This window comes from Actinomadura sp. DC4 (assembly GCF_030406325.1).
Classification (GTDB): domain Bacteria; phylum Actinomycetota; class Actinomycetes; order Streptosporangiales; family Streptosporangiaceae; genus Actinoallomurus.
This window is the reverse complement of sequence record NZ_JAUEQY010000018.1, coordinates 1-12238: the sequence shown is the minus strand read 5'-3', so window position 1 is coordinate 12238 and position 12238 is coordinate 1. Positions and strand designations below refer to the sequence as shown.

8 protein-coding genes are annotated in these 12238 nt (G+C 73.0%); 6 read left to right on the top strand and 2 right to left on the bottom strand.

The window, feature by feature from the left end; all coding sequences use genetic code 11:
• Positions 1–31 precede the first annotated feature (31 nt).
• The gene (locus QWU11_RS27425) at positions 32–796 is read left to right on the top strand and encodes an SDR family NAD(P)-dependent oxidoreductase (RefSeq protein ID WP_290117311.1); all 765 of its coding nucleotides are present in this window, start codon (positions 32–34) and stop codon (positions 794–796) included.
• 17 nt (positions 797–813) lie between these two features.
• Positions 814–1572 carry a crotonase/enoyl-CoA hydratase family protein gene (locus QWU11_RS27420; RefSeq protein WP_290117310.1) on the top strand — a complete coding sequence of 253 codons (759 nt, stop codon included), beginning with the start codon at positions 814–816 and terminating at the stop codon, positions 1570–1572.
• Between the two features lie 9 nt (positions 1573–1581).
• On the opposite strand, the gene QWU11_RS27415 is transcribed toward QWU11_RS27420, so the two are convergent.
• A complete protein-coding gene (locus tag QWU11_RS27415) occupies positions 1582–2433 on the bottom strand; it encodes a helix-turn-helix transcriptional regulator (protein WP_290117309.1) in 852 nt (283 codons plus the stop codon).
• 96 nt (positions 2434–2529) lie between these two features.
• Between QWU11_RS27415 and QWU11_RS27410 the strand changes: the two genes are divergently transcribed.
• Positions 2530–3954: a CHAP domain-containing protein gene (locus tag QWU11_RS27410; RefSeq protein WP_290117308.1), complete on the top strand. Its 1425-nt coding sequence runs from the start codon at positions 2530–2532 to the stop codon at positions 3952–3954.
• A 3-nt stretch (positions 3955–3957) separates the two neighbouring features.
• Here the strand turns inward: QWU11_RS27410 and QWU11_RS27405 are convergent, their stop codons facing one another.
• Complete coding sequence (locus QWU11_RS27405; RefSeq protein WP_290117307.1) at positions 3958–7152, bottom strand: AAA family ATPase; 3195 nt, start codon at positions 7150–7152, stop codon at positions 3958–3960.
• A 205-nt stretch (positions 7153–7357) separates the two neighbouring features.
• Between QWU11_RS27405 and QWU11_RS27400 the strand changes: the two genes are divergently transcribed.
• The 3 genes from QWU11_RS27400 (at position 7358) to QWU11_RS27390 (ending at position 12009) form a co-directional block, all read left to right on the top strand.
• Positions 7358–9037: a helix-turn-helix transcriptional regulator gene (locus tag QWU11_RS27400; protein ID WP_290117306.1), complete on the top strand. Its 1680-nt coding sequence runs from the start codon at positions 7358–7360 to the stop codon at positions 9035–9037.
• Positions 9038–9148: 111 nt separating this feature from the next.
• The gene (gene lanKC, locus QWU11_RS27395; RefSeq protein ID WP_290117305.1) at positions 9149–11707 is read left to right on the top strand and encodes a class III lanthionine synthetase LanKC; all 2559 of its coding nucleotides are present in this window, start codon (positions 9149–9151) and stop codon (positions 11705–11707) included.
• Positions 11708–11883: 176 nt separating this feature from the next.
• Positions 11884–12009 carry a hypothetical protein gene (locus tag QWU11_RS27390; RefSeq protein ID WP_290117304.1) on the top strand — a complete coding sequence of 42 codons (126 nt, stop codon included), beginning with the start codon at positions 11884–11886 and terminating at the stop codon, positions 12007–12009.
• The last annotated feature ends 229 nt before the right edge of the window (positions 12010–12238 follow it).

Here is a 12238-nt window from a genome sequence, read left to right as displayed (position 1 = left end):
CCCCGCTTCCGGTACGAGAAGGAGACGACGAATGCGACTCGACGGTGGAAGCGCGCTGGTCACCGGCGGTGCCTCCGGGCTCGGCCTGGCGACGGCGGAACGCCTGCTCGAAACGGGGGCCCACGTCGTCCTCGTCGACCTGCCGGCGTCGGCGGGCGCCGAGGTGGCCGACAGGCTCGGCGCCCGAGCCGCCTTCGCGCCGGCCGACGTGACCGACCCCGCGGCGATGGAGGCCGCGCTCGACACCGCGGAGGCCCGCGGCCCGCTGCGCGCCCTCGTCCACTGCGCCGGGCGCGGCGGGCCCCTACGCCTGGTGAGCCGTGACGGCACCCCGGGCTCCCTCGAGACCTACACCGAGATCGTCCGGGTCAACCTGATCGGCACGTTCAACACGCTCCGCCTCGCCGCCGCGCGCATGGCGGCAGGCGACGAGGTCGAGGGCGAGCGCGGAGTCTGCGTGCTGACCGCCTCGGTGGCGGCCTACGAAGGCCAGATCGGCCAGATCCCGTACGCCTCCGCCAAGGCGGGGGTGGTCGGCATGACGATCGTGGCGGCACGCGACCTCGCGAGCCGGCACATCCGGGTGTGCACCATCGCCCCCGGGCTGTTCGACACCCCGATCCTCAACCGGCTCGGCGACGACGTGCGGCGGAGCCTGGCCGAGTCGATTCCGAACCCCTCCCGGCTGGGACGGCCGCAGGAGTTCGCGGCCCTGGCCGCGCACGTCATCGAGAACCCGATGCTCAACGGCGAGACGATCCGGCTGGACGGCTCGATCCGCATGCAGCCCCGCTGACCAGGAGAGGAACCCCGATGCCCGTCAGGACCGAACAGGTCGACCGGACCTTCGTCATCACCATCGACCGCCCCCAGGCGCGCAACGCGATCGACCTTCCGACCGCGCTGGCCGTGGCCGGGGCGCTCGACGAACTCGACGCGCGCGACGACGTTCACGCCGGTGTCATCACCGGCGCCGGCGGGACGTTCTGCGCCGGCATGGACCTCAAGGCGTTCCTCGCCGGCCAGCGGCCCTCGATCGACGGCCGCGGCTTCGCGGGCATCGTCCGCCGGCCTCCGGTGAAGCCGATCATCGCGGCCGTGGAGGGGTACGCGCTGGGTGGCGGCTTCGAGATCGTCCTGGCCTGCGACCTGGTCGTCGCCGCCGAGGACGCCGTCTTCGGCCTGCCCGAGGTGACCCGGGGCCTGACCGCCGCGGGCGGCGGCCTGCTGCGGCTGCACCGCCGCGTCCCGTTCAACCTCGCCGTGGAATGGGCGCTCACCGGGGCGCGGATCCCGGCGGCGGAGGCACACGAGGTACGGCTGGTCAACCGGCTCGTACCGGCGGGCGAGACCCTGCCGGCGGCGCTGGAGCTGGCCGGCGCGATCGCCGCCAACGGCCCGCTGGCGACGAAGGCGACCAAGCGGATCATCCACGAGTCCGGCGACTGGCCGATGTCGGAGGCGTTCGACCGCCAGCAGCCGATTACCGAGGCCGTACGCTCATCGGCCGACGCCCGGGAGGGCGCCCGCGCGTTCGTCGAGCGCCGGCGCCCGGAATGGACCGGCACCTGAGAGGCGCACTCAGGCCGCGCATCGCGCGAGCCCCTTTCCTCCTCGGTCCGCGGGCGCGACGTAGACCTCGGAGAGGAAACCGGAACGGCCATCGGGGAAGACGGCCTTGTGCCAGAACGCAGAGTCCGCGCGGTGCGGATTTTCCCTGGACTCCGATGAGTCAAGGTTGTAGTTGAACATCTCCGTGCCGCGCGTACGGCAGACGGCGACCAGCATGGCCCCGCTGCCGACGTCGGTGCCGGCGACCTTGCACCCGTTGCGAGCGCAGGACGGCACGGGCCTGGCCGACAGATAGGCCGGTGTCGTGTCCTCGATCAGACGGTTCCTTCCGAGCGCCACCTTGTTCTGCACCGTGACGACCACGGCGCCGGGCGGACGCTCCACCGCCGCCGAGGTCTGGCGCGTCACCGTGCCGTCGACGACGACCGTCATGGCGGCGGCGATCGCCGCGCCGGCGACGGCCGTCGCGGCATAGGGCACCGCGTGCCCGACCCGGCTTCCCGCCGGCCGGCCGGCGCCGTCTTCGCCGGCCGGTTCGCGTACCTCGGGTTCCGGAGCCTCGGGCGGAGCGGAGCCGGCCTGGCCCGCCGGCGCGCGGAGGTGGTCGCGGGTCCACTCCCACCTTTCGCGCCAGGCGTTCGGATCCCCGTCGCAGGCGGTCACGAACGCCGCGACCGTCTCCCAGGTCGGCAGGTGGTCCCCGCCGGCGGCCTCGGCCAGCGCCGTACGGGACTTCCCGGTCCTGCGGGCCATCTGCAGGTACTTCGGGCTCCCCGCCTCTTCACGCAGCTTCCGCAGTTCGGCCGCCAGCGCCTGCGCCGGCCCGGCGTCCGGATCGAGTGGTCGCGAAGGTCTGGGCACGTGGACATCCTTGTTGTCCGTCGCCGGGGTGGATACATGTCGCAGTCGCATCGGCGAGGCGCGAAGCCTCGTCGTACGGTCCATGCGCTCGTCGCCTTGATCGTTGCCGCCTTAGGCGTGACGATCATGGCCGGCCCGGCGCGCGCGGACGTTCCGTCGGACGCGGTGGCCTGGGCACAGTCCGAGGTCGGGCAGTCCAGCTATCAGGGGCAGTGCCTGCAGTTCGTCGCCGACGCCTACGCCAGCGCCGGCGTGAGCCTGGGTTCGTCGCCTTCGGCCGTGGCGTACTGGAACTCCACGGGCGGCCACCACGATGGGGACGCCAACCCTCCCAAAGGTGCGCTCGCGTTCTGGGGAGCGACCAGCGGCAACCCGGACGGCCATGTGGCCATTTCGCGCGGGGACGGCAGTGTCATTTCCAGCGAAGAGCGCAATCATTACGACATCCACGTTTTCGCCATCGGCGATCGCCAGAACTATCCGTATCTCGGCTGGCTGATTCCGCCCGGCGTCACACCGCCCGGCGGTGACCCGGTGCACAGCAAGACCATCATCACGGTCAAGAAGACGGCGCAGAGCGACGGCACCCAGCAGGTGTACTCGGTGACGTCCTCGGACGTGCTCGAGAGCTGGTGGCACGACGGCGGCGACGGCGTGCACACCGGCGATCTCATCACCATCGCGCAGAACGACATCAGGGACGCCGACAAGATCGTGCTCCCCGACGGCACGCAGAGCCTGTACACGGCGGTGTCCGACGGCGTCTGGGAGACGTGGTGGCGCTCCGGCGACGGCCCGCACAGCGCCAAGATCATCGGCGGGCTGTCCGGCGTCCGCAAGGTCATCGCCGCCCAGTCGACCGACGGCGGCGGCCATCTCACCCATCTCGTCTATGTGCTGGCCGCCGACGGCCCCTATGAGTACTGGTGGCGTGACGGCGGCGACGGCATCCACTCGTCCCGGTTGAGCAACATCAACGACCCGATCGCCTTCGCGCGGACCGTCCAGGCGGACGGCATCTACCAGGTCTACACGGCCACGGCCGGCGCGGTCTTCGAGACCGCGTGGAAGCCGGGTCAGACGGCGCCGCAGACCGGTGTGATCATCGGCATCAGCCAGAACGACATCCAGAACATCGACAAGATCATCAAGAGCGACGGCACCAACGAGCTCTACACCATCACCTCGGCCGGCATCTGGGAGAACCGCTGGGGCGGGAGCGCCGGCGCGATGCAGCAGGACAACCTTCCCGGCGGCGTCGTCGTGAAGAAGTTCGTCGACAGCGACGGCACGGACCAGCTGTACGGGGCGACCGGCGACCACGTCCAGCAGTACTGGTGGAACTCCGGAGGCAGCGGCGGCAGCACGCTGATCACCATCTCCCAGGGCGGCATCAGGGCCATCGACGTGTCCAAGAACGGCGTGTTCACCCAGCTCTACACCGCCGCCGGCAAGAACGTGTGGGAGACCTGGCGGGGCGGCGACCACACCCCGAGCAGCAGCGTCCTGGTCGGCCTTTAGGGCTCAGGGCGTACGGGCGTCGCCGGGCGACCAGGTGAGCGGCTGTTCGGCGTCCGGGGCGTAGCAGCACTCCGCGCCGGTCGTGATGGAGGACCGGAGGATGCCGCCGATCGTGGCGTCCGCGGCGGAGATGTCGTCGATCGCGCGCTTGATCGCTTTGCGTACGGCGGTCCGGGCACGTTCGCGGGGGTCGGGGAACGCCCGGGTACGGCCGCCCTTCGCGGCGGTGCGGTTCAACTCGGCGAGCAGCGCGTCGAGCTCGGCGCGCGACTCCTGGGCCGAGGCGGGCCCGGCCTCGGCGATCCGCCGGGTCAGCTCCTCCACCTGTCTCCGATATTCCCTCCGCGCCCGCTCGTCCAGCATCGGCTGCCGCGTCGGCCCGACGACGGTGGCGTCGCCGGCGGCGACGACCAGTTCGAGCGCGGAGACGGGCCGGTGCGGGCTGGTGAGCAGGCGCGCGAGGTAACCGACGCCGCGGCGGTGCGGAACGACCGCCTGGTGCTCCCCGAGCGAGAGCACCCACATGCGCCCCTGCCGCCGGATCGTGGCGTGGCGTTCGCCGAGCCGGCGGAGACGCGTCGCGAAGTCACCCGCGCGTGCCGTCATCCCGAGCGCCTCGGCCTCGAGCCGTGCCTGCGTGAGGAGGTCGGCGGCCCGCTCGCGGTCGCGCGGCCCGGCGCGCCGCAGCAGCGCCTCGGCGAGGTCGCCCAGGGCGATCGCGGTCAGCGGGCGGTTGCCGAGCAGGCGGTCGGCGGCCACCGCGCGTTCGAGGTGCTCGACGGCGCGGTCCGGGCGGCCGAAGGTGAGGGCGGCCAGCCCCAGGGGGCGTTCGGCCGAGCCGAAGCAGGTCACCGCCAGCGATGGCATCACCGGCAGATCCGCGTACGGCGTGAGGAGGTCATAGCCCTCCCGCGCCACGGCGGCGTCACCGAGGAGGAAGGCGGTCTCCACGATCGTCAGCATCCCGGTGAGCCAGGTGTTCGACACCGGCAGTGCGGCGAGTCCCGAGGCGGTGAGCTGGTCGAGGATGCGCCGGGCCTTGTCACGCTCGCCCGCGCGGGCGGCGAGGACGGCCGCGGTCGCCCGGAAGGCGAACTCCGCCGGGACCAGCGTCGGCGACGCGGCGATGTCCTCGATCGCGCTCAGCATCTCCGCGTCGCGCTGCTGGAGCCAGCGGATGGTGACCAGGTGCGCGCCCAGGTAGCCGATCGCGTCGGCGTCGCCGACCTCACTGCCGAGCTCGAAGCACTCGACGGCCTTCTTCTCCGCGTCGTCGAGCCGCCCGGCGCGGATGAGCAGCATCGTCCCCATGACCTCGGCGATGTAGAGGACGCTGCGGCAGTTGAGGATGTCGGCTCGCTCACGCAGCTCGGCGAGCGCCGATAAGGCCCGGGGGTCGCCGAGCTGGAACAGGTCGACGGCCCGCCAGCACAGGCCCATGAGCACGAGCATGCCCGCGCCCGCCGGTGAGGCGACCGCGATCAGCTCGTCGGCCAGCCTCATCCGGGTACGCGTGTACCGGGGCGTGAGCAGCGCGTGGTGGCACAGCGACAGGGCCTCGGCCAGGACGTCGCCGTCGCCGAGCCGCCGTGCCTCCGCGAGGGCGTCGAGGACGGGTTCGACCGGCCCGCCCTGGTAGACGGCCTCGGCCGCCAGCCGTATGGCGAAACGGCATCGCAGCTCGCGCTCCTCGGCGGGCAGCCCGGCCAGCGCGCGGCGCTGGAGGGCGGCGACGCGTTCCCGGTCGGGCCGGGAGCGGTGTTCGTTCACCCAGACGCCGCCGAGGCCCAGTGCCGCGCGGCCCAGTGTGATCGGGTCCCCTTCGGCCGTCGCGGCTTCGGCCGCCCGGCCGAACAGCACCCGGGCGTCGGTCAGCAGGCCGGACAGGAGCAGCGTCTGCGCCCACTCGACCAGCAGCTCCGCGACCGGATCGGGCAGCCCCGCCTCCTCGTGGACGCCCGCGGCCGACTCGAGCAGCGCGGCGGCCTGCTCGTAGTCGAAGCCGCCGACCATGGCCGTCGCGGCGGCCCGGCAGGCCGTGATCGCGCGGCGCCCGTCCTCGGGCGAACGGGGCGCCGCCTTCAGCGCGTGGTGGGCGTAGCGCGTGAGCTGCCGGCGGCCCGCGGCGCCGTACGGCCGGTCAGGGGCGTGCTGGGCCGGGCCCGCGAGGACGTCGGCCGCCCTGGCGTGCGCCGCGCACCGCTCGGCGACGGTCAGCAGGTCCTGCAGCGCCTCGCGTACGAGCTCGTGGGTGAAGGTGAACTCGCCCTGCCCGCCGACGCCGACCAGGCCCGCGCGCTCGGACTCGGCCAACGCCTCGCCCAGCTCCGCCGGCGTGCAGTCCGCGACGGCGGCGGCACGCGCGACCAGGGGCGAGGAGCCGAGTACCGACGACCGGCTGAGGATGCTCCGTGCCCTCTCCCCCAGGCGGTCCAGGGCCTGGGCGATCGCCTCCCGTACGTCGGCGGGAGGCAGCCGGCCGCCCGTGGCGGGGCCGAGCGCGATCACGCGATGGAGGAACAGCGGGTTTCCGCCGGTCAGCCGCCACAGCGTGTGCCGCAGGTCCGGATCGACGTCGCGGTAGCCGCGGGACCGCAGGAACAGCTCGGTCTCCTCGGCGTCCAGGGGTCGTACGGTCAGCGACCTGGCCTGGTCCTCGAGTTCGGTCAGCAGCCCCGCGGTCGAGGGCCGGCCGTTCTCCTCCTGACGGCGGGTGAAGACGAGGACGAGGGGACGCCGGGCGAGGTCGCGGGCGAGGAACCGGGCGAGGAGCACCGCCCCCGGGTCCGCGACGTGGACGTCGTCGATGACGACCAGCACCGGTGAGTCGTCGCAGGCCCGGGCGAGCTCCGCACCGATCGCCGCGAAACGGGCGAACCGCTCGGGGTCGATCACCGGTCCGCCGCGGTCGTCGCCGAGCAGGTCCACCGCCGCGCCGCGCCCGAGGTCGGCGAGGACGGCCTGCCACGGCCACAGCGGCGGAGCTCCGCCCTCGGGCCAGCAGGTCCCCCATCCGACGGCGAAACCCGCGTTCCCGGCGCGGGAGACGATCTCCCGGCACAGGCGGGTCTTGCCGATTCCCGCCTGCCCGGCGACCACGACCAGCTGGCCTTCGCCACGGCGGGCCGCGGTCAGCACGTCATCGAGCAGGCGGAGTTCCCTCACCCGGCCGACCAGGTGACGAGCATCCCCCGACATGCCGTCATGGTGCCATTCAAGGTCCGGGGACGACGCCGGCCGGCCCGCGTACGTGCTGGCCGCAAGCGGACAGGACCCGGCGCGATCCGCCGATGTGCCACGCCGTGGCACACCTCTCCTGCGGCATGTCACGCCACAAGGAATAGGGGACGAATCACCGGGACAAGGGGATCAGATGACAACGGGGTCAAATGGGTCGGCTCGCGTGGCGCGTCTGCGGGGGACGCGCGTCGCGGCGATCGGCGGCGCGGTCGTGGTCGAGGCGGCCGGCGAGCTGGAGGCGGCACGGTCCGCCTTCGGGCGCCGCGCCTGGACCGACGCGCGCGACGGGTTCATCCGTGCCCGCGCGCGTGACACGCTGACGGCCGACGACCATCAGGCGCTCGCCGAGTCGGCGTGGTGGATCGGCGACATCGACGCGTCGCTGGAGGCGTTCGCGGAGGCGTACCGGATGTACCGCCGCGAGGCGCGGCGGCGAAGCGCCGCGATGTCGGCGATGTACCTGGCGGTGCACCACACCGAGCGCGGGGACGGGGCGATCGGCTCGGGCTGGATGAGCCGGGCGCACCGCCTGCTGCGCGACGAGGCGGAGTGCGCCGAGCACGGCTACCCGCTCTACTTCGAGATCTCCTCGGCGATGGTGCGCGGATGCAACGACGAGGCGATCACGCACGCCCGGCGGATGCAGGACCTCGGCCGCCGGTTCGGCGATCCGAACCTGCTCGCGGTCGGCACGCTGGGCGAGGGGCGCGCCCTGGTGAAGCAGGGCCGCGCGGGCGAGGGGCTCCCGTTGCTCGACGAGGCGATGCTCACGGCGCTGTCGGACGACCTGCACCCGCTGTGGACCGGAGCGGTCTACTGCAACCTGATGGACGCCTGCCACGAGATGTTCGACCTGCGGCGGGCCGCCGAGTGGACGCGCGCCGCGAGCCGGTGGTGCGACAGCCTGTCGGAGGCCGTGATGTACCGCGGCATCTGCCGCGTCCACCGGGCGCAGGTGCTCCGCCTCCAGGGGGCGTGGGAGCCGGCCGAGCGCGCGGCGGCCCACGCGGCGGCCGCCCTGGCGCACGTCCACGTCGGCGTGGTCGCCGAGGCGCACTATGAGGCCGGTGAGGTCCAGCGGCTCCTCGGCCGGCCGGCCGACGCGGAGGAGTCCTTCCGGCGGGCGCACGAGCACGGCCGCGACCCGCAGCCGGGCCTGGCGCTGCTCCGCCTCGACCAGGGCCGGCCCGACGCGGCGGCGGCGTCGATCCGCGCGGCGCTCCTCGCCGAGAACCGCGACCGGCTCGCCCGCGCCCGCCTCCACGTCGCCCAGGTGGAGATCGCGCTCGCCACGGGCGACCTGAACACCGCCCGTACCGCCTGTACGGAGCTGCGGGCGGTGGCCGCGGCCTACGACAGCTCCGGCCTGCGCGCGGAGGCGGAGCAGGCGCACGGAGCGGTCCTGCTCGCGGGCGGGGAGGCCGAGGAGGCGCTGGCCGTCCTGCGGACCGCGCGGCGGTCGTGGCAGGAGCTCGACGCGCCGTACGGCGTCGCGCGGACCCGGCTGCTGCTCGCCGAGGCGTACCAGGCGCTCGGTGACGACGACGCGGCGGACCTGGAACGGGACGCGGCGCGCGACGCGTTGGACCGGCTGGGCGCGGGGCGCCCGGCGGCGGCGGAGCGGGCGCCGCTGCCCGCCGGGCTGACCGGACGCGAGGCCGAGGTGCTCCGGCACGTCGCCGCCGGGCACAGCAACCGCCAGGTGGCGACCGCTCTGTGCCTGAGCGAGAAGACGGTCGCCCGGCACCTGTCGAACATCTTCACCAAGCTCGGGCTGTCGTCGCGCACCGCCGCGGCGGCGTACGCCTTCGAACGGGGGCTCGCCACGCCGCCGCGTGGGTAGAACGACCCATCCCTCTGCGTCAGAACTACATGAAACGACCGATGCTCCGGAACCGGCGCGACTTCTAATCTCCAATTAACACGGAATTCGCGCCACTGTCCCGGGGGAAGCATGTCGCACACCCTGTATACGTTCGCCGATCTCGATTTCTACGACAGCCTGGAGAAACTCCCGGACGGGAAGATGCTGTTCGAGGCGGCGAGCCGCCCCGTGCCGGAGGGCTGGGTACGGGAGGGGCTTCGGGAGTGGATCTACCTGCGGCCACGGGACGCGCGGCTGCCGGACCAGGGATGGAAGATCCACGCCAGCGCGCGCTTCGACGAGGCGGCGGAGGTCATCGACATCATCTGGGACCACTGCGTGTCCCATGGCGTCGCCTTCAAATTCCTGCGCAGCCGCGCGATGACACTCATGTCCAATTTCAAATACGCGCACCGCGGCTCCAGCGGCAAGCTGGTCGCCATTTATCCGCGCGACGAGAACGAGCTGCGGACGACGCTGGAGGAGCTCGGCCGCAAGCTCGCGCGGTTCTCCGGGCCGTACATCCTCAGCGACCTCCGGTGGCGTGACGGGCCGCTGCACGTGCGGTACGGCGGTTTCACCCTGCGCTACTGCCTCTCCGAGGACGGCGAGCTGCTGCCGGCCGTGGAGGACCCGGACGGACGGCTGGTCCCCGACGAGCGGCAGCCGTCGTTCCGCGTCCCCTCCTGGGTGACGGTGCCCGGCTTCATCGCGGCGCAGCAGGCGGCCGACGACGCGTCGGATGAGGAGTTCCCCTACCGCGTCGAGGAGGCCCTGCACTTCTCCAACGCGGGCGGCGTCTACCTGGCGGACGACCTGCGCTCCGGGGACCGTGTCGTCCTCAAGGAGGCACGGCCGCACGCGGGGCTCGACCGCAACGGCCATGACGCGGTCACCCGCATGGCGCGGGAGGAGCGCGCGCTCCGGCTCCTCGCCGGCCGCCCGTTCGTACCCCGGCTGGTCGAGTCCGCGCGGTACTGGGAGCACAGCTTCCTCGCCATGGAGTACGTCGAGGGAGAGACGCTGTTCCGCGCGAGCGGGCTGCGCGATCCGCTGATCTCGCACAGCCCGGACGCGCGGGAGATCGCGGAGTACACCGAGTGGGTGCTGCACATCGTCGCCCAGGTCGAGGCGGCCCTGCGCGACATGCACGACGCGGGCCTGGTGTACGGGGACCTGCACTCGTCGAACGTGATCGTCCGCCCCGACGACACCATCGCGCTGGTCGACTTCGAGTCCTCCTCCGGCGTCTCCGAGGACTACACGCCAGGGCTCGCCGCGACCGGCTTCGCCGGGCCGGACTCACTCACCGGCTTCGACGTCGACGAGTACGCGCTGGCGTGCCTCCGGCTCGCGGTCTTCCTGCCCCTGACCTCGATGATGCAGTGGGATCCGCGCAAGGCGCACGACCTGCTCGACGTCATCGTCGACCGGTTCCCGGTGCCGGCGGACTTCGCCGGGACCGTCACCCGCGGGCTCTTCATGAACGACCCGTACGTCCCCCGGCGACGGCACGACGAGCCCCCCGACTGGGACGCCCTGTTCGACTCGGCGGTGACCGGCGTTCTCGCGAGCGCGACGCCCGGACGCCGGGACCGGCTCTTCCCGGGCGACATCCAGCAGTTCCGCTCCGGCGGCTCGAACCTCGCGTACGGCGCCGCCGGAGTCCTGTACGCCCTGTCGGAGATCGGCCGGGCCTCCTACCCGGAGTTCCCCGACCACGTGGGGTGGCTGGTGCGCTCCTGCCGGGGCACGGCGCTCCCGTACGCGGGTTTCTACAACGGGCTGCACGGGATCGCCTTCGCCCTGGACCGGATAGGGCGCCGGGACGAGGCGCTGCCCGTCTTCGAGCGGGCGCTGGACATGGGCGGCACGTTGCGCACGCCCGGCCTGTTCGGCGGCCTGGCGGGGGCCGGGCTCAACGTCCTCTACTTCGCCGGCCGGACCGGTGACCGCTCCCTGGTCGACCTGTCGCTGGAGTACGCCGAGCGGCTCTCCCGCGCCGTCGCCGGGGACGGGGAGCACCTCGCTCCGTCCGAACGTCCCGGCCTGATGTACGGGTTCAGCGGGGTCGCGCTGTTCTTCGTACGGCTCTTCGAGGCCACCGGCGACGACGGCTGGCTCGACCTCGCCGCCACGGCGCTGCGGCGCGACCTGGAGGAGTGCAAGGAGTCTCTGGGCGGCCTCTACGTGCGCGAACCGTCGCGCATCCTCCCGTACCTGGACAACGGCAGCGGCGGCGTGGGCGTCGCGCTGCACGAGTACCTCCGCCATCGCGCGGATCCGGAGTTCGCGCGAGTGCGCGACCTGATCCACGCCACCTGCCGCGCCGAGTTCGTCGTGCTGCCCGGCCTGTTCTCCGGGCGTACGGGGCTCATGACCTGCCTGCGCCACCTCGGCGAGGGCCAGGACCCCGGCGTCGACCTTCACCTGCGCCGCATGTTCTGGCACTTCGTCGAACGCCGGGGCTCGCTGTTCTTCCCGGGCGAGGGCATGTTGCGGCTCTCCACAGACCTGGCGACGGGATCCGCAGGGGTCCTGCTCGCCATCCACACGGCGGTCGAGGGGAGGCCCGGCGGACCGCTGCCGTTCATGACCGCCGGGCATCCGGCGACCGCCGTGCTCCAGCTCGAAACCGAACGGAGGTGAACGACATGAAGGCCATCCTCGACCTGCAGGACCTGCAGACGGAGGCGCCCGCGGGGGAGCTGTCCAGCAACAAGAGCTCCATCTGCTGCATCCACACCGCCTGACCGGTTCACCGGCGCGAGCGGCGGTGCCGGCGCTCGCCGGACCGCCCTCGCACCCGGAACCGTGCGTCGCCTGTGAGTGAGCGAACGGAGGTGAACGACATGAAGGCCATCCTCGACCTGCAGGACCTGCAGATGGAAGCGCCCGCGGCAGAGCTGTCAAGCAACCAGAGCTCGATCTGCTGCATCAGCACCCACTGATTCTCCGTACGGGCGGGGGGGGGGGGGGGGGCGGCCGCCCCCCCCCCCCCCCCCCCCCCCCCCCCCCCCCCCCCCCCGGGCCCCGGCCCCCCCCCCCCCCCCCCCCCCCCCCCGACCCCCCCCCCCGCCCCCCCCACGGTGCTGGTCCGCCCGCACCCCCGGGCCGACAGCGACCTGGCCGACCACCACATGCGCGGCGACCTGCGCGACCGCCTCGCCGAACGGCGCA

Excerpts from the sequence above, each read along its gene's own strand:
- QWU11_RS27425 (WP_290117311.1), top strand. The coding sequence starts at position 32 with ATGCGACTCGACGGTGGAAGCGCGCTGGTCACCGGCGGTGCCTCCGGG.
- QWU11_RS27420 (WP_290117310.1), top strand. The coding sequence starts at position 814 with ATGCCCGTCAGGACCGAACAGGTCGACCGGACCTTCGTCATCACCATC.
- QWU11_RS27405 (WP_290117307.1), bottom strand. The coding sequence starts at position 7,152 with ATGTCGGGGGATGCTCGTCACCTGGTCGGCCGGGTGAGGGAACTCCGC.
- lanKC (WP_290117305.1), top strand. The coding sequence starts at position 9,149 with ATGTCGCACACCCTGTATACGTTCGCCGATCTCGATTTCTACGACAGC.